Genomic DNA, 18,187 nt, shown 5'->3' on the forward strand with positions numbered 1-18,187 from the left:
AGCTGTAATGATAATGTTTGATTTTAAATTGCTTTTATATTTTACGTTTACGATTTTATATTATTAAAATCTATATCGAAAATCTCATAGATTTCTCTCAACTTTAAAGCTTTCTTACTCCTCTATTTTTTAAGTTTTTTCATTAACGATGTTGCGCTTAATGTCAAAATTAAAAAATGCTATAATTTCTCTCATACAAACATCAATACTATTTAAAACAATAATTTTAACATTAACATCGTTACCGATTGCTCTCATTATTTAAAAGGTGAATTATTAAAAAAATCCGGAGGCATGGAAGGACATTCGCATTAAACCCACACGTTATAAACTGATTTAAAACCTCTTGTATTCCATGAATAGAAGTTAAAAGAACTACTGCTATCTTATTTTTGTAGTAGTTCTTTTCGTTTTATGGTATTGTTTTTGTGTGTCTTGATTTCATATTAACATTTAAATTTTAACATTTATGAGACATTCAAAAGAAGCACCAGAAGTTAATGCAGGCTCCATGGCCGACATTGCATTTTTACTACTAATTTTCTTTTTAGTAACCGCAACTATTTCCTCCGATGCAGGAATCAATCGGGTTTTGCCAGCCGAATGCCCAACGGGAGATTGTGAAAGCTTAAAACATGAGCGCAACATTTTACGCATTGTTATTAATAATAATGATGAAATTATGGTTGAAAATGAAAAGGTTAATCTAGCCGATTTAAAAGAGGCTACAAAAGCCTTTTTGGATAATAACGGTGACGGTACTTGTTTGTATTGCAATGGGAATAAGTTCCCCAATGCATCGGACAATCCAGAAGATGCTGTGGTTTCACTTCAAAACGGACAACAAACTACTTACAAGCAATTTGTGGCGGTTCAAAATGAATTATCTAAAGCTTATTTTGAATTAAGAAGCAATTACGCTGCTAATGTTTTACAGAAATCGGTTGATAATTTGAGTAAAGAAGATTTACAGAAGGTTAAAAAAGCTTACCCGTTTATCCTATCAGAAGCCGAAACGAAGTAAAAATTATTACTAGTTTGAATATTGAGTTCTTTTGCGGCAACAGAATAACTCAATATTCTTTATATTAATACTTTAAAATTGCTATCAACTCGGCTTCAAATCTATTTTTTGGTAAATACTGATTTTCTAAAGTTTTTAAAAACGGAATTGGCGTATCTAAACTCGCTACACGCTTTACAGGCGCATCTAAATACTCGAAACACTGCTCCATAATTTGTGCTGAAATATCACTAGCAATACCTCCAAACAACGAATCTTCCTGTAAAATAATAGCTTTCCCTGTCTTTTTAACTGAATTAAATATAGCCTCTAAATCTAAAGGCTGTAATGTTCTTAAATCAATAACATCGGCGGAAATTTGAGGATTCTTTTTCAAAGTTTCTAAAGCCCAATGCACGGCTGCTCCATAACTAATAACAGTAATGTCTTTTCCTGTTTTCACTAAATTAGCTTTCCCTATTGGAAGTGTAAAATAATCTACTGGAACTTCTTGACGAATACTCCTATACAAGCCTTTATGTTCAAAAAATAGCACCGGATTTGGATCGTTTATGGATGAAGCTAATAATCCTTTAACATCATATGGAAATGCTGGGTAAACCACTTTCAATCCCGGCGTCTTAGTAAACCAAGCCTCATTGGTTTGCGAATGAAATGGGCCTGCTCCAACATCGCCACCACATGGCATTCTAATCACTATATCTGCATTTTGTCCCCATCTGTAATACGATTTTGCCAATAAATTAACAACAGGATTAAAACCAGAACTCACAAAATCGGCAAATTGCATTTCTACAATACTTTTAATTCCCGCAATAGATAAACCGTAAGCGGTTTCAATTATAGCTGATTCGCAAATGGGTGTATTCCGTATTCTATCTTTTCCAAAGGCTCCAATAAAACCTTCGGTAATTTTAAACGCACCACCGTATTCTGCAATATCTTGCCCCATGATAACTAAACTGTTATCACGTTGCATACTTTGTTTTAAACCTTCGGAAACCGCATCAATAAAACGTATTTCTTTAAATCCAGAACAACTACTAACTATTTTATTTTCAAAAGAATGAAATACATCGTTTAACTCATTAGCTTCATTTGGTATTATTTCATCTTCACTATATGCTATATCTAAATGTTTATTAATTTCATTTAAAATATCTGCTTTTAACCGTTTATTTTCTTCTTCATTTAAAATATTGCTATCTCTCAAAAATAACTCGAAATTAGTTATCGGATCTTTTTCAGACCACATATCCAACACATCATTTGGAACATATTTTGTACCACTCGCCTCTTCATGACCTCGAATTCTAAAGGTTTTAAATTCGATTAAAACAGGTCTTGGGTTTTGACGAACACTCTCTGCTATTGTGTTCATTTTAGAATAAACTTCAATAATATTATTACCATCAATAATATGCGATTCCATACCATACCCAAGTCCGCGATCGGCAATATTTTCGCAATTATACTGTTGGTTTGTTGGTGTAGATAATCCGTAACCATTATTTTCAACACAAAATAAAACGGGTAATTCCCAAACCGAAGCGACGTTTAAAGCCTCATGAAAATCGCCTTCACTCGTTCCGCCTTCTCCTGTAAAAACAGCTGTAACTTCATTTTTATTTTTCAACTTAGATGCTAAAGCAATCCCGTCGGCAACACCTAATTGTGGGCCTAAATGCGAAATCATGCCTATAATTTTATAGTCTTGCGTACCAAAATGAAACGAGCGATCTCGTCCTTTTGTAAAACCAGAAGCTTTACCTTGCCATTGCGCAAACAATTGGCTTAGCGGGATTTCCCTTGTTGTAAAAACTCCCAAATTGCGGTGCATTGGCAGAATATATTCGTTAGAATTTAAAGCCATAGTTACCCCAACAGAAATCGCTTCTTGGCCAATTCCTGAAAACCATTTACTGATTTTCCCTTGTCTTAACAGTACAAGCATCTTCTCTTCTACTAGCCTCGGTTTTAGCATATTCTTGTAAAGTGCTAATAGAATTACGTTATCTAAATTATGGTTTTGATAATTAAATTGGCCTGAAGTCATAATATAATCAGTTTATTGTAGTAAATATAACGTATTTATCAATAATTATCAGAAATATGAATATGAAATAGAGATTACTAAACTCCCCAATGTTTTTGTACATTTGTATTACATTGATTAAAATTATTTTATAATGAATATTATACCTAGCGTTAATTTAAAAGATTTTATTTCTGGCGATATCGACAAAAAACAACAATTTGTAGATGCCATTGGTAAAGCATATGAAGAAATTGGATTTGTTGCTTTAAAAGGGCATTTTCTAGATGATACTTTAGTTGAAAATTTATACCAAGAAGTAAAAAACTTTTTTGAGTTAGATACTGAAACTAAACGTAAATATGAAATTCCAGGAATTGGAGGACAACGTGGTTACATCTCTTTCGGAAAAGAAAGTGCAAAAGGTAAAAAAGAAGGCGATTTAAAAGAATTTTGGCATTTTGGACAGTATGTTGATGATAATGACGAACTGAAAGCGGAATACCCAGAAAATGTAATAGTTGAAGAGCTTCCAGAGTTTAATAAAATAGGAAAGGAAACTTACCAAATGCTCGAAAAAACAGCCAAGTACGTTTTACGCGCTTTGGCTTTACACCTTAATTTAGAAGAAACATATTTCGATAATTACATACATAACGGGAACTCTATCTTGCGCCCAATTCACTATCCACCAATTACAGAAGAACCTAAAGAAGCTGTTCGAGCTGCTGCTCATGGTGACATTAATTTAATTACCCTTTTAATGGGTGCTCAAGGTCGTGGTTTGCAAGTACAAAACCATAAAGGTGAATGGATTGATGCTATTGCTGAAGATGATGAGTTAATGATTAATGTTGGAGATATGCTCTCAAGACACACTAATAATAAATTAAAATCGACTATACACCGTGTTGTAAACCCACCTAAAGAACTTTGGGGAACATCTCGTTATTCTATTCCCTTTTTTATGCACCCAGTTAGTGCCATGAAATTAGATGTTTTAGAAGGTTGTATTGACGAAAATAACCCGAAACAATTTGATGATATTACAGCCGGAGAGTTTCTAAACGAACGCTTAATTGAATTAGGATTAAAGAAAAAGTAAATACCTAAGTTGTAGTTTTTAGTTGAAAAATCAATGACTACGACTCATACTTCCACCCAAAAATAAATTATGGATTTACAAGACCAATTAAAAAACCTGTTTCCAGAACATATTGAAGAAGAAACTCCCGAAAGTGAGCAGAACACATCTGATATATGGATGCAAGACGAACCCATACTTTGTAAATATGAAAAGCGTAAAGGAAAGCCTATTACTATTTTAGATGGCTATACTGGCGCTACCGAAGATTTTAAAATTTTAGCAAAAGAAATTAAAACGAAACTAAGTGTTGGTGGTAGTTTTAAGGACGATAAAATTATTATCCAAGGCGATTACAGAGATAAAATTATGGGCATGTTAAAAGAAAAAGGGTTTAACGTAAAACGCGTTGGAGGTTAATTTATGAGCAAACAGTTACTGCATATTACAAACAGCGGACATCTGTCTGGCCGTTTAACGGAATTAGAAATTCCAGGAGAACAATTAACTTGGCAAGAATTATTTTGTGAAGGTCCTACATTAGAAACCATTCATTGTAAAGAATCGATAGAAGTTCGAAAAACCTTTTTACATGATTTTTATGATGTGGATTTAGATTTAAAGAAAGTAGATATTGAACTAGAAAAACTAGATGATGCGGAAGTTAAATATTCGGAAATTATCTTGTGGTTCGATTACGATTTGTTTTCGCATATCAACATGCTGGCTGTAATTAGCCTTATTCATCAGAAAAAAATAAAACTTCCTATATCTTTAGTTTGTAGCGGTCGCATTCCTGGTAATAAAAGCCTTACCGGATTAACCGAATTAAATACATCTCAACTTATAAACCAATACAAAAATAAAGTTGATTTAAATGAAGATGATATAGATATGGCTACTACCGTTTGGGGTATTTACTGCGGAAAAGACCATAATTTATTAAAACCATTTATTGTAAAAAGCTCGAGTTTTAAATATTTAAGTAATTGTTTAAAAGCCCATTTAGAGCGCTTTCCAAACTCTAAAGATGGTTTAAACATTTTAGAACGTAACATTCTTGAAATTGTTAGAGACAATACTATTAAATCCAAACATCATTTATTGGGTTATGCTTTAAACTATCAAGGTTATTACGGCTATCGTGATTTACAATTGGCCAGATTTATTGATAAATTGAGCGTATTTTTAATTGATGAAGAAAATAGTATTACTCTAAACCGAGATGGTTACGAGGCACTTTTAAGTCAGCATAATTTTTCAAAAGAAATTGATAGTGAAATGTATTTTGGCGGTGTTAAAAAGTATGATTTTCAATTTAGTAAACCATTAAACAAACTAGTAAAAACTGTATCGAATGCCAATTAAAGAATCTGAACTTATATTAAATCCAGATGGTAGTGTTTATCATCTAAATTTAAAACCCGAAAATATAGCACAAACCATCATTTTTGTTGGTGATCCAGATCGTGTTTCAAAAATAACCGAGCATTTCGATTCAATTGAATTTTCAACTCATAAACGTGAGTTTAAAACAGAAACAGGCCTTTATAAAGGTAAACGTTTATCTGTAATTTCTACAGGTATTGGTGCCGATAATATTGATATTGTTATAAATGAACTAGATGCTTTAGTAAACATAAATCTAGAAACTAGAAAAATTAATAACGATTTGGTTAGCCTAGATATTGTTAGAATAGGAACTTCAGGATCTTTACAAAGTGATATTCCTGTTAATTCATTTTTAATGAGTTCTCACGGTATGGATATAAACGGTATGCTTCATGCTTATCAAACAGAACACATTTCGCATCCTGATATTGAGGATGCTTTTGTTGCACATAGCGATTGGGATAAAAACAAATCGACACCTGTTATTGTTGAAAAAAGTAATGAACTTGCTGAAAAGTTTAAAGATGAAAATGTAAAGCTTCATCAAGGTATTACAGTTACGGCTAACGGATTTTATGGTCCTCAAGGTCGTGTGCTTCGTTTACCGCTTCGAGATTCAGAATTGAATAACAAAATTGATAGTTTCAAATTCAACGATTTCCGCATTACCAACCTTGAAATGGAAACATCTGCCATTTACGGTTTATCTAAACTATTGGGGCATCGTGCAGTATCACTTAACGCTATTATCGCGAATAGAGCAAACGGTACCTTCAGCGAAAACCCTGAAAAAATCGTTAATAGTTTAATTCAATTTTCATTAGATAAAATAATTGTTTAGCACCTCATAATCATGACAAAAGTAAATATAGGCGGTGTGCCAGAACACTTTAATTTAGCTTGGTATTTAACCCTGAAAGAAGGTGAGTATAAAGATGAAAACATAAACCTTCGTTGGCACGATTATTATGGAGGCACTGGCGCCATGTGTAAAGCGTTGCGCGATGGAGATATTGATATTGCCGTGATATTAACAGAGGGTATTGTAAAAGATATCATTGCTGGAAACCCTAGTAAAATTGTGCAAACATTTGTGCAAACACCATTACATTGGGGCGTGCATGTCGCGCAAAATTCTACATACAAAACCGTAGCAGATTTAAAAGGAACCAAAGCAGCTATTAGCCGTTATGGGTCTGGTTCTCATTTAATGGCATATATAAATGCACAAAACCACAACTGGGATTTAGAAAAAGATCTTGATTTTGAAGTGATAAAAAATCTTGATGGTGCTGTAGAAGGCTTAACTCAAGGTAGAGGCGATTACTTTTTATGGGAAAAATTCACGACTAAACCTTTAGTAGATAATGGTATTTTTAGGCGAATTGATAATTGTCCGTCTCCATGGCCTTGTTTTGTAATTGCAGTTCGTGAAGATTTTATAAAAAATAATGAAGCCGAATTAAAAACAATTCTTGATATAATTAATAACACGACTAGAGAGTTTAAAGATATCCCAAGTATAGATAAAACTATAGCTAACCGTTATGAGCAACAATTAGACGATGTTCAAGAATGGTTAGGCATTACAGAGTGGTCTCAGGAATTAATAGACAAAAAGACACTGAATAATGTGCAAAAGGAATTATTTGCATTAAATATTATTCCTGAAATAGTGAATTACGAAACCTTAACACACAAATTATAATCACTTATAAAGCAATAAAAAGCCCATTTAGACAAATGTTTAAATGAACTTTTTTATTTATTAGAAATCTTGGTATAGGTAGGTTGTTTAAGGTTTTGGCTCCTCTGCTTCTACTTGTTCCGGTAGTTCTGGCTGTTTAAATAAATCGATAAAGGCCTGCCCCATATTATCAATAACATAACTAGCAATTAAACTTTGGTAACCATAATCTTCAACAGCAATATCTGCAGCTTTGCCATGTAAGTACACGCCAAAAATTGATGCTACTACAGGATGATAACCTTGAGAAATTAAACCTGTAATAATACCCGTTAACACATCTCCGCTTCCGGCTGTAGCCAATCCTGGATTTCCGGTGGTATTAACATAAAGTGTATTATCAAAAACAGTAATGCTATTAGCACCTTTAACCACTATGATAACTTTATATTTATTAGAAAAGGCTTTAACTTTTTCTAACTTATCAAAATCGTTTTCCCAACTACCTATTAAACGTTCTAATTCTTTTGGGTGCGGAGTTAAAACAGTTTCTTCTGGTAATTGTTTTAGTAAGCTTTTCTTTTTAGCTAGTAAATTAATACCATCAGCATCTATAACAAGTGGCGTTTTATTGGTTTTCAAAAAGGCTTCAAAAGCTTTCTGAGACTTAGTATCTGTTCCCAAACCAACCCCAATACCTATTACGGTTGGTTCTATATCAAATGCTATATTTGTAATTTTTTCATCATCAGCATCTGTAATTACCATAACTTCTGGCAAAGCAGTCTGTAAAACGTTATAACCACATTTTGGAATATAAGCAGTCACTAAACCTGCTCCTGCCGAAAGTGCCGAACGACTCGCTAAAGAAACAGCACCTATTTTACCATAGCTACCTCCAATAATTAAAGCATGCCCAAATTGCCCTTTATGAGAAAATTTTTCGCGAGGTATATAGTTAGGTAATACTTCATTCTTACCAATTAATTGCACTTCTGTTTGTGTAGTCGATAAAAACTCAGGATCTAAACCAATATCCAAAACTTCCCATTGTACCGTATATTTAGCCGTTTCTGGCAAAAAGAAAACAAGTTTAGGTGAAGCAAAACTAAGCGTATAGCCAGCATGTACAACAGCATCTTCATCTGTAACAGCTTTATCTGTGTATAATCCTGAAGGAATATCCACAGCCAAAGTAAAGGCTTTAGACCCTCTAAAGTGAAGAAATAAATTCTTAACCCATTCATCTACAGGCCTATTTAAACCAATTCCAAAAACACAATCTACAATAATATCTTGTGGTTCTATTGCTGGAAAATCTTCTTTACATTTTAAAAGTGTTGGCCACTTTTTTGTTACATTTTTAATACGATCGTAATTAATTAAAAAATCTTTAGATCGTTTATCACTGCAGTTTACCACAAAAGTATTTACGTTGTAACCGGCTAAAATTAAATGTCTGGCCAAAACCAAACCATCGCCACCGTTATTACCTATACCACAAAAAACGTGTATTGGTACTTGGGCGCCTTGCATACGTAAATCGATCCAATTAAAAATCTGACTTCCTGCACGCTCCATTAAATCGGTTGATGAAATTTGTTGCTTTTCGGCTGTAAGTTTATCGCCTTCGTAAATTTGCTCTTTTGAAAATATTTTCATTAATAGTATTATTATTGATTTTTCAATCCTTCTTAAACTTTGTCGATTTTTTTCTATGAAAATCGCTACTATATAAGAATTCTATAAAAAATTTGTTTTAGTTTTTTTATAAGGCTAAAAGTAATACTTTTGAAACATATTATATAACTATAATGATTCATTTCAACCAAAATATAAATGCTACAACTTCTTTTTCTACAAAAGGAACGGCTACTATTTTGGCTACAACTACAAACATTACAACCCTTTGGGGTTGCTAATTATATATTCTTCAGGCAATATATGCGATTTTATAAATCGCATAATCAAAAATATTTTTTTTAATTTTTCAATTCATTAAAACATGAAAGTTTTAAAATTTGGAGGAACTTCTGTAGGTTCTTCAGAAAACATAAATAGAGTTATTAGTATTTTAGAAAACCATGGCAAAACAGATGCTGTTGTTTGTGTTGTATCTGCCGTTGGTGGTATTACAGATAAATTACTTTTAACAGGTAAGCAAGCTCAAAACAAAGACATTAGCTATAAAGACACGCTAAACTTAATTAAGGATATTCATTTTAGTATTATAAATGAATTAAACTTGGGTACCGGTGAAAACATCACGAAAGTGGTTGATAATGAATTTCAAGAATTAGAAGATTTACTAAACGGCATCTATTTAATAAATGAATTGTCGCCAAAAACATCGGATAAACTTGTAAGTTTTGGTGAAAAACTATCTTCTTTTATTATTGCTGAAACTATGAAAAATCGTGGTTTATCAGCCGATAGAAAAAATTCTCAGGAGCTAGTTGTTACTAACTCTAACTTTACAAAAGCAGAAGTTGATTTTAAAATCACAAATGCTAATATTCAAGATTACTTTAAAACGGCAGTTCAAAATATCACTATTTTACCTGGTTTTGTTTCAAAATCTAAATTAGGAGAACAAACAACACTTGGACGTGGCGGATCGGATTTTACGGCCGCTATTGTTGCTGCCGCACTAAAAGTAGATCAATTAGAAATCTGGACAGATGTTAGCGGTATGTACACCACTAATCCAAAAATGGTAAAACAGGCCTACCCGATCTCTAAGATTTCGTATCAAGAAGCGATGGAATTATCGCATTTTGGAGCTAAAGTATTATATCCACCAACGGTACAACCTGTGTTAAGTTTAGGGATTCCTATTCATATTAAAAACACCATGGAACCAGAAGCTGTTGGTACAGTCATTTCTAATGAAATTGTTGAAGAGTCTACTCCTGTAAAAGGAATTAGCAACATAAGCAATATTGCCTTATTGACATTGCAAGGTAGCGGTATGGTAGGTATTCCTGGGTTTTCTAAACGTTTATTTGAAACGCTTTCTCAAGAAAAAATTAATGTCATCATGACCACTCAAGCCTCATCAGAGCATTCTATTTGTTTAGGTATAGACGAAAAAGAAGCAGATAGCGCTAAAACAGCAATTGATGCTGCTTTTGAAAACGAAATTGCATTAGAAAAAATAGACCCAATTTTTGTTGAAACCGGTCTTTCTATTATTGCGCTTGTTGGTGATAAAATGAAAAACCACCAAGGTATAAGCGGAAAAATGTTTAGTACTTTAGGGAAAAACAACATTAATATTCGTGCTATTGCTCAAGGGGCTTCAGAGAAAAACATATCGGCTGTTATAGCAGAAAGCGATGTTAAGAAAGCTCTAAACACATTACATGAGCAGTTTTTTGAATCTAAAACTAAACAATTAAATGTATTTATTACTGGTGTTGGGAATGTTGGTGAGCGTTTAGTTGAACAAATAAAACAACAAAAGAAATACTTAAAAGAAAACCTTAAAATTAATCTTCGTGTTGCTGGATTATCAAATTCTAGAAAGATGATTTTTAATGAAGAAGGTATCAATTTAAAAAACTGGAAAGATCAACTAGAAGATGGCGAACAAGCTACTCTGAAAGGTTTCTTTGAAAACACTAAAGCATTAAATTTACGTAATAGCATATTTGTTGATGTTACAGCAAATGCAGATGTTGCAAACCTTTATGCTAATTATTTACGCCAAAGTATTGGTGTAGTAGCGTGTAACAAAATTGCATGTTCTAGTGATTTTAAAAACTACAAATTACTTAAAGAATTATCTTTAAAATACAATGCGCCTTATTTATTTGAAACTAATGTTGGTGCAGGTTTACCAATTATTGACACCTTAAATAATTTAATTGCTTCTGGAGATAAAGTAAATTCAATTCAGGCTGTATTATCAGGAAGTTTAAACTTTGTGTTTAACAACTTTACCGATCAAACTAAGTTTTACGATGTTGTAAAGAAAGCTGGTGCTGAAGGTTATACTGAACCAGATCCTAGAATTGATTTGAGTGGTGTAGATGTTGCTAGAAAAATTTTAATTCTTGCTAGAGAAAGTGGTGTTGAAATGAATTTAGAAGATATTGAAAACACATCTTTCTTATCGGAGGCTGGATTGAAAAGTGACTCTGTAGATGATTTTTATCAAACTTTAATTGCAGACGAAGCACATTACCAAAAGTTATATGCTTCCGCAAAAGCGAACAATTGCCAATTAAAATATGTAGCGCAATTTAACGACGGTAAAGCAAGTGTTGGTTTACAAGAAATTCCTGAAGGACACCCATTTTATAATTTAGAAGGTAGCGACAATATTGTTATGTTTTATACACAACGTTACCCAAAACAACCTATGATTATTAAAGGTGCTGGAGCTGGTGCAGATGTTACTGCTTCTGGTTTATTTGCAGATATAATTAGAATAGGAAACGATTAAATAAGCAAATAATTACTTGATGAGATTTCCACCTTCGTGGAAATAACAAAAGAACTTTTGGAATGAACGAAATAAAAATATTTTCACCGGCAACCGTTGCCAACGTATCTTGCGGATTCGATGTTTTAGGATTCTGTTTAGATAGTGTTGGCGACGATATGGTGATTAGAAAAACCGATAAAAAAGGAGTTTTTATCACTAAAATTGTTGGTTTCGATTTGCCTTATGAAACTGAGTTAAACGTTGCTGGCGTTTCGGCTTTAGCCATGTACAATGCGATTGATGTCGATTTTGGTTTTGAAATTGAAATCTACAAAAATATAAAACCTGGTAGTGGTATTGGAAGCAGTGCTGCAAGTGCCGTTGGTAGTGTTTTTGGAATGAACGAACTCTTAGGGCGTCCGTTTAATAAAACAGAACTAACAGCTTTTGCTATTAAAGGTGAAGCTATTGCAAGCAAATGCGAACATGCTGATAACCTCGCTCCTGCTCTTTTTGGTGGTTTTACTTTAGTGAAGAGTATTAATCCTGTTCAAATATTAGAAATTCCGTCACCCAGCGATTTGTACGCAACCATTATACATCCTCAGATAGAAATTAAAACATCAGAGTCTCGTGCCGTACTTCCAAAAGAAGTAGCACTTAGCGATGCTATAACCCAATGGGCCAATGTGGGTAGCTTAGTACATGCCTTGCATACTAATGATTACAATTTACTTAAAGATTCGTTACATGATGTTATCGTAGAACCACACAGAAGCAAGTTAATACCGCATTATAATGATGTAAAACAGGCATCATTACAAGCAGGCGCATTAGGTTGTGGAATATCAGGTTCTGGACCATCAATATTTTCATTGAGCAAAGGTTTGGAAACAGCAAACAACATAAAGGAAGCCATTAATAATGTTTATGCAAAAACAGGAATTGAATTTGATATTCACGTTTCTAAAATTAACACAGAAGGCGTTAAAATAGTATAAGTTTGATTTAGTTCCTCTTTTCGACACAAATTAAAATCACACTTAAGAAATATAAATTAATAATAAATAGTTTCCTGCTTAAGCAGGTTTTCATAAATTATGAATTACTACTCATTAAATAAAGAAGCAGAAAACACATCGTTTAAAGATGCGGTTATAAAAGGATTAGCGCCAGATAAAGGTTTGTACTTCCCTGAAAGTATTACACCTTTACCAAAGTCATTTTTCGATAATATTGATAATTTATCGCATACTGAGATTGCTTTTGAAGCTATTAAACAATTTGTTTCACCAGAAATACCTGCAAGTGTTTTAAAAACTATAGTTGAAGAAACTTTGTCTTTCGATTTCCCTGTGGTTAAGCTTAATGATAATATATCTACTTTAGAGTTATTTCATGGGCCAACTATGGCTTTTAAAGATGTTGGTGCTCGATTTATGGCGCGTTGCTTAGGCTATTTCAACAAAGACAACACCAATGAGGTTACCGTTTTAGTCGCTACATCGGGAGATACTGGTGGTGCTGTTGCTAATGGTTTTTTAGGCGTTAAAGGCGTAAATGTTGTGATACTTTACCCTAGCGGAAAAGTGAGTGATATTCAAGAAATGCAACTAACCACTTTAGGGCAAAATATAAAAGCCTTAGAAGTAGATGGCACTTTTGATGATTGCCAGGCTATGGTAAAAACAGCTTTCTTAGACGAAACCTTAACAAGCAAAATGCAACTAACATCGGCCAACTCGATTAACGTGGCACGTTGGTTACCACAACTTTTCTATTTTATGTTTGCTTACAAGCAACTACATAATACACACGAAAACATTGTGTTTTCTGTGCCAAGTGGAAATTTTGGTAATGTTTGTGCCGGAATGATGGCACAACAATTAGGCTTGCCTATTAAGCATTTTATTGCTTCTAATAACGAAAACAATGTGGTTACTCGTTATTTAGATTCTGAAAAGTACGAGCCAAAACCATCAGTACAAACTATTAGTAATGCTATGGATGTTGGTGCACCAAGTAATTTTATTCGTATACAGGAAATTTATAAAAATAACTTTAGTGCTTTAAAAGAAAACATCTCTTCTTATAGTTTTTCAGATGATGAAACTTGCGAAGCGATGTTAGAAATTTTCAATACATATAATTATGTTGCAGATCCGCATGGAGCTGTTGGATATTTAGGTTCTAAAAACTACTTGAAAGATAACCCTAACGCACATTGCGTATTTTTAGAAACTGCTCACCCAACAAAATTCTTAGATGTTGTAGAAAAAGTTATAAAAGAAAAACAACCACTTCCTGAGCAAATACAATCGGTTATGGGACGCGAAAAAGTTGCTGTTTCAATTGCAACTTATAATGATTTAAAAGACTTCTTATTGAGCTAAAACTTTAAAGAAATAAACGTGAAAAACGGTTTTACAAACTTAAACACTTTCGAGTGTTTGATTGTAAAACCGTTTTTTTTTATGACTAAAGACCTGCTATTAAATAGATATGTATCAGATTAGGCCATTAAAACCTTATCATACTTTTTCAAAATTGAAAAAACGTCTTCTTTGCTAAAAGGCTTAGATAATATATCATCGAAACCTAAAGTATCCAATTTATCAATAATTTCGGTACTTGGTATGTTTGCTGTAAAGGCAATAACAACTACATCTGGTCTATATTTTTTAATATGACCAATAGCTTTAAAACCATTCATTTTAGGCATCTCTAAATCTAAAAGCACAAGATCGATATCTTTATGCAATTTTATTTTTTCAACTGCCTCTAGTCCATTTGTTCCTTTATATATTTTCGGAACATGCTTTTCTAATAGTTTTTTAGCATACATCATGCTCACCATATTATCTTCTACTAATAATATAGTTGAATTCAATGAAAAATCATCATTGAATGTGTCTTTGTTTGTCACTTTCTTGGGAGTTAATTCAACGCGTTCCAAAGTTAAAGGAAATTGAAATCGCGTACCTTTATTTATTCTACTTTCTATTTTTATCTCAGAATTCATAGCTAATATAATCGATTGAGAAATAGCTAAACCTAAACCTGTTCCTCCGTATACCGGATTTTTCTCGTTCTTAATTTGATGAAAACTTTCAAATACTTTCTTTAAATTTCTTGGTGCAATACCAATACCTGTATCTTCCACCTTAAAATGTATGGATACCTGTTCTTGATTCAATTCAACAACTTCAGCTGAAAATGTGATTTTTCCTTGTTCTGTAAATTTAATAGCATTCGATATCAAATTATGTATAACTTGAGCGAAACGTTTTCCATCTACATTAACTACAACATCTTTTAATTTTTCATCTATATAAGTATGAAGCTTTAAATTCTTCTCTTCTGCCTTATTAATAAAAGCAATAGTAATTTTATTCAAAAAATCGTAAAGCTCTTTTGGTTCCTTAGACAACTCAAAACGCCCCGATTCAATTTTATGAATATCTAACATATCATTAACCAATAACAGCATATTATCATTACAATAATCTAAAATCTCAAAGTACTTTTTTGTCGTAACATCATTGTTATCATTACCTAAAATTAGTTGGGTAACCCCATTTATACTATTAATTTGGGTACGTAATTCGTGTCCCAGGTTAGACAACACTCGCGTTCTTCTATCTTTCTCATTCTCAGCCTCTTCTTTATCACTAAATATTTTTTTAATGAAAGATTTACTTTGGCCAAGCGCTTGCAGCGAGAAAATCATAATCAAAATAAAAGCCACTGATGAGTTTAAAACAAATTTATAATGTACTTCACTTCTAGTTAAATCATCATAATAATTAGAATATAAAGGAGATACCACCACAGAGATAATCATTAATGATATAATTAGCGCATATAAAATATTGGTATGCTTTTGGAAATACTTTTCATGCCTAATAACATATGGTAAGCAAAAAAGCATAACTAATTGAAACCAGTAATAACCAGACATTAAACCTTCTAAATAAGATAAACCCACCAATGCGCCTCCTAAAGTAATATATACTATATAAGGACCGGCTATATAATTACGACGTATTACAAAAACATAAACACTAATAAAAAAACTAATGAGTGGTAACACAATCAATAAAGCAGAGGCCGTTAACCCTTGATAATAGTTTAAAAAAGTATAAGCAGCAGTAAAGAATGTAGTAGATAAATAAATACGGATAGCGTGCTTAAAAAAAGTTTTACGCTTTAAATCTTTAAAATTAAGAGTCCTTATTGTTGGTTCCATTTGGAAATTGCTACAGACAAAAGAAACGCTTTTACCGATTAAATGCAAGTTTGGTAAAATATTTTTTCAAAAAAACTAATCAATAATGCTTTTAATCTATAATCTATTCCTTTCTTTTTGAAATAATTATCAATACAGCCTCTATTATAGGTTTTAATATATCATCAGAATAGATTAAAAGTAAATCTATATTTTTTCAATACATTTGTTTTCTGAAACGATTCACTAATTTTTATAAAATCATAAAAACACAACCTTAATGAAAAACACAGCCTTAACCCAAACTCACGAAGCTCTAGGAGCTAAAATGGTACCTTTTGCAGGATATAATATGCCTGTTCAATATGAAGGTGTAAATGCTGAACATGAAACGGTAAGAACCAGCGTTGGTGTTTTTGATGTATCTCACATGGGTGAATTTTTAATTGAAGGTCAACATGCGCTAAGCTTAATTCAAAAAGTATCGAGTAATGATGCTTCTAAATTAACTATAGGAAAAGCACAATATAGCTGTTTGCCAAATGATGATGGTGGTATTGTAGACGATTTAATTATTTATAAAATAAAAGAAGAAACTTACCTTTTAGTTGTTAATGCAAGTAATATTGAAAAAGATTGGAATTGGATTCAATCTAAAAACGATGTTGGGGCAGAAATGAAAAATTTAAGTGAAGATTATTCATTATTAGCCATTCAAGGGCCAAAAGCTATTGAAGCTATGCAAGCTATAACAAGTCACGATTTGGCTGCCATTAAATTTTACAACTTTGTAGTTGGAGATTTTGCAGGTATTGAAAACGTGATTATATCGGCTACTGGTTATACAGGTAGTGGCGGATTTGAAATTTATTGTAAAAACAGCGAAGTAAAACAAGTTTGGGATAACGTTTTTAAAGCTGGTGCAGATTACGGTATTAAGCCAATTGGTTTAGCTGCTCGTGATACACTACGTTTAGAAATGGGATATTGCCTTTACGGAAATGATATTGATGATACCACCTCTCCTATTGAGGCTGGCTTAGGTTGGATTACAAAATTCAACAAAGACTTTACAAACTCAGAAGCTTTAAAAGCAGAAAAAGAACACGGATCGGAAAGAAAATTAATTGCTTTCGAATTAGACGAGCGTGGCATTCCTCGTCATGATTATGATATCGTTGATGGTAATGGTAACAAAATTGGTGTGGTAACTTCTGGAACCATGTCTCCTAGTTTGGGTAAAGGTATTGGCTTAGGTTATGTGCCAACGGTTTTTGCCGATGTAAACAGTAAAATAAATATTCAAATTAGAAAAAAAGCGGTACCTGCAACAGTAGTTAAATTACCGTTTTACAAATAGTCTATGCTAGATTTTCAAGCTATTTTAGAAAGCATTCAAAAAAACGCTACAGAAGCACCCGATAAAGGTGCTGTGGCAACATATATTCCGGAGTTAGCCCATATTAGTAAGGATAACTTCGGAATTCATTTACGCACTTCCGATGGTAAAAGTTATGGTGCAGGCGATTTTAATAAACCCTTTTCCATACAGAGTATTTCTAAAGTTTTGGCACTATCTAAAGCCATGTCGCTAATTGGTGAAAATATTTGGAAACGTATGGATGTCGAGCCTTCTGGCCACCCTTTTAATCAATTGGCTTTATTGGAAATTGAAAATGGTATTCCTAGAAATCCATTTATCAATTCTGGAGCTATTGTAATAGCAGATATTCTACTTTCAAATTTAGAAAACCCAAAAGAAGATTTTTTAAATTACGTACGCGATTTAACTAACGATCAAACTATAGAGTATAACCAAGCAGTTGCAGATTCTGAAAAACGAACAGGTTTTAAAAATTATGCTGCCGCCAATCTTCTAAAATCATTTAAAAATTTAGACAATCCGGTAAACGATGTTTTAGATTTTTATTTTCAACAATGTTCTTTAGAAATGACGTGTAGCCAACTAACAAAAACATTTTCGTTTTTGGCAAATAAAGGCACCTGTATGTTAGATAAAGTACGCCTTACCGAAACTCAAGCAAAGCGTATAAATGCCATAATGCTTACTTGTGGATTTTACGATGAGGCTGGAGAGTTCGCTTTTGAGGTGGGCTTACCAGGTAAATCTGGTGTTGGTGGTGGTATTGTAGCACTTTTGCCCGATAATTTTACTATTGCAACATGGTCTCCAGGACTCAATAAAAAAGGAAATTCTAAACTTGGCATGTTGGCTTTAGAGGCTTTTACGACTAAAACAAAGTTATCCATTTTCTAAGTTACTATTAACTTAGAAATGGCTTAA

At 32.8% G+C, this 18,187-nt stretch carries 14 protein-coding genes; 11 read left to right on the forward strand and 3 right to left on the reverse strand.

From position 1 onward, the window contains the following. The first annotated feature begins 469 nt into the window (after positions 1-469). A complete protein-coding gene (locus tag DFQ06_RS03570; RefSeq protein WP_133966060.1) occupies positions 470-1,024 on the forward strand; it encodes an ExbD/TolR family protein in 555 nt (184 codons plus the stop codon). Positions 1,025-1,088: 64 nt separating this feature from the next. On the opposite strand, the gene DFQ06_RS03575 is transcribed toward DFQ06_RS03570, so the two are convergent. Continuing rightward, complete coding sequence (locus DFQ06_RS03575) at positions 1,089-3,080, reverse strand: alpha-ketoacid dehydrogenase subunit alpha/beta (RefSeq protein ID WP_133966062.1); 1,992 nt, start codon at positions 3,078-3,080, stop codon at positions 1,089-1,091. A gap of 133 nt (positions 3,081-3,213) precedes the next feature. Between DFQ06_RS03575 and DFQ06_RS03580 the strand changes: the two genes are divergently transcribed. The 5 genes from DFQ06_RS03580 to DFQ06_RS03600 all read left to right on the forward strand — a co-directional run bounded on the left by DFQ06_RS03580 (position 3,214) and on the right by DFQ06_RS03600 (position 7,243). After that, the gene (locus tag DFQ06_RS03580; protein WP_042495274.1) at positions 3,214-4,164 is read left to right on the forward strand and encodes an isopenicillin N synthase family dioxygenase; all 951 of its coding nucleotides are present in this window, start codon (positions 3,214-3,216) and stop codon (positions 4,162-4,164) included. A gap of 69 nt (positions 4,165-4,233) precedes the next feature. Beyond that, positions 4,234-4,563, forward strand: coding sequence for a translation initiation factor (locus tag DFQ06_RS03585; RefSeq protein ID WP_133966064.1), 330 nt, complete (start codon positions 4,234-4,236; stop codon positions 4,561-4,563). Positions 4,564-4,566: 3 nt separating this feature from the next. Further along, positions 4,567-5,511, forward strand: coding sequence for a hypothetical protein (locus DFQ06_RS03590; protein ID WP_042495280.1), 945 nt, complete (start codon positions 4,567-4,569; stop codon positions 5,509-5,511). Beyond that, a complete protein-coding gene (locus DFQ06_RS03595) occupies positions 5,501-6,376 on the forward strand; it encodes a nucleoside phosphorylase (RefSeq protein WP_133966066.1) in 876 nt (291 codons plus the stop codon). The genes DFQ06_RS03590 and DFQ06_RS03595 overlap by 11 nt, the downstream gene beginning before the upstream one ends. 12 nt (positions 6,377-6,388) lie before the next feature. Next, on the forward strand, positions 6,389-7,243 hold the full coding sequence (locus DFQ06_RS03600; RefSeq protein ID WP_042503542.1) for a substrate-binding domain-containing protein: 855 nt from the start codon (positions 6,389-6,391) through the stop codon (positions 7,241-7,243). A gap of 87 nt (positions 7,244-7,330) precedes the next feature. Here the strand turns inward: DFQ06_RS03600 and DFQ06_RS03605 are convergent, their stop codons facing one another. After that, positions 7,331-8,884, reverse strand: a complete 1,554-nt coding sequence (locus DFQ06_RS03605) for an NAD(P)H-hydrate dehydratase (RefSeq protein ID WP_133966067.1) — start codon at positions 8,882-8,884, stop codon at positions 7,331-7,333. Positions 8,885-9,227: 343 nt separating this feature from the next. Between DFQ06_RS03605 and thrA the strand changes: the two genes are divergently transcribed. The 3 genes from thrA to thrC all read left to right on the forward strand — a co-directional run bounded on the left by thrA (position 9,228) and on the right by thrC (position 14,047). Beyond that, positions 9,228-11,672: a bifunctional aspartate kinase/homoserine dehydrogenase I gene (thrA, locus tag DFQ06_RS03610; protein ID WP_133966069.1), complete on the forward strand. Its 2,445-nt coding sequence runs from the start codon at positions 9,228-9,230 to the stop codon at positions 11,670-11,672. 62 nt (positions 11,673-11,734) lie between these two features. Next, positions 11,735-12,655, forward strand: a complete 921-nt coding sequence (locus DFQ06_RS03615) for a homoserine kinase (protein ID WP_042495289.1) — start codon at positions 11,735-11,737, stop codon at positions 12,653-12,655. Positions 12,656-12,754: 99 nt separating this feature from the next. Further along, positions 12,755-14,047, forward strand: coding sequence for a threonine synthase (thrC, locus tag DFQ06_RS03620; protein WP_133966071.1), 1,293 nt, complete (start codon positions 12,755-12,757; stop codon positions 14,045-14,047). Positions 14,048-14,166: 119 nt separating this feature from the next. Here the strand turns inward: thrC and DFQ06_RS03625 are convergent, their stop codons facing one another. After that, a complete protein-coding gene (locus tag DFQ06_RS03625; RefSeq protein WP_133966073.1) occupies positions 14,167-15,903 on the reverse strand; it encodes an ATP-binding protein in 1,737 nt (578 codons plus the stop codon). Positions 15,904-16,162: 259 nt separating this feature from the next. On the opposite strand from DFQ06_RS03625, the gene gcvT reads away from it, so the two are divergent. Then, entirely contained in the window at positions 16,163-17,242 is a 1,080-nt protein-coding gene (gene gcvT / locus DFQ06_RS03630) for a glycine cleavage system aminomethyltransferase GcvT (protein ID WP_042495294.1), read from the forward strand. Between the two features lie 3 nt (positions 17,243-17,245). Beyond that, entirely contained in the window at positions 17,246-18,160 is a 915-nt protein-coding gene (locus tag DFQ06_RS03635) for a glutaminase (protein WP_042495296.1), read from the forward strand. Positions 18,161-18,187 lie beyond the last annotated feature (27 nt).

The organism is Algibacter lectus (assembly GCF_004368925.1).
Taxonomy (GTDB): Bacteria; Bacteroidota; Bacteroidia; order Flavobacteriales; family Flavobacteriaceae; genus Algibacter; species Algibacter lectus.

What these genes read in the sequence shown, in the direction of transcription:
- DFQ06_RS03570 (WP_133966060.1), top strand. Translation starts at nt 470, where the DNA reads ATGAGACATTCAAAAGAAGCACCAGAAGTTAATGCAGGCTCCATGGCC.
- DFQ06_RS03575 (WP_133966062.1), bottom strand. Translation starts at nt 3,080, where the DNA reads ATGACTTCAGGCCAATTTAATTATCAAAACCATAATTTAGATAACGTA.
- DFQ06_RS03580 (WP_042495274.1), top strand. Translation starts at nt 3,214, where the DNA reads ATGAATATTATACCTAGCGTTAATTTAAAAGATTTTATTTCTGGCGAT.
- DFQ06_RS03585 (WP_133966064.1), top strand. Translation starts at nt 4,234, where the DNA reads ATGGATTTACAAGACCAATTAAAAAACCTGTTTCCAGAACATATTGAA.
- DFQ06_RS03590 (WP_042495280.1), top strand. Translation starts at nt 4,567, where the DNA reads ATGAGCAAACAGTTACTGCATATTACAAACAGCGGACATCTGTCTGGC.
- DFQ06_RS03595 (WP_133966066.1), top strand. Translation starts at nt 5,501, where the DNA reads ATGCCAATTAAAGAATCTGAACTTATATTAAATCCAGATGGTAGTGTT.
- DFQ06_RS03600 (WP_042503542.1), top strand. Translation starts at nt 6,389, where the DNA reads ATGACAAAAGTAAATATAGGCGGTGTGCCAGAACACTTTAATTTAGCT.
- DFQ06_RS03605 (WP_133966067.1), bottom strand. Translation starts at nt 8,884, where the DNA reads ATGAAAATATTTTCAAAAGAGCAAATTTACGAAGGCGATAAACTTACA.
- thrA (WP_133966069.1), top strand. Translation starts at nt 9,228, where the DNA reads ATGAAAGTTTTAAAATTTGGAGGAACTTCTGTAGGTTCTTCAGAAAAC.
- DFQ06_RS03615 (WP_042495289.1), top strand. Translation starts at nt 11,735, where the DNA reads ATGAACGAAATAAAAATATTTTCACCGGCAACCGTTGCCAACGTATCT.
- thrC (WP_133966071.1), top strand. Translation starts at nt 12,755, where the DNA reads ATGAATTACTACTCATTAAATAAAGAAGCAGAAAACACATCGTTTAAA.
- DFQ06_RS03625 (WP_133966073.1), bottom strand. Translation starts at nt 15,903, where the DNA reads ATGGAACCAACAATAAGGACTCTTAATTTTAAAGATTTAAAGCGTAAA.
- gcvT (WP_042495294.1), top strand. Translation starts at nt 16,163, where the DNA reads ATGAAAAACACAGCCTTAACCCAAACTCACGAAGCTCTAGGAGCTAAA.
- DFQ06_RS03635 (WP_042495296.1), top strand. Translation starts at nt 17,246, where the DNA reads ATGCTAGATTTTCAAGCTATTTTAGAAAGCATTCAAAAAAACGCTACA.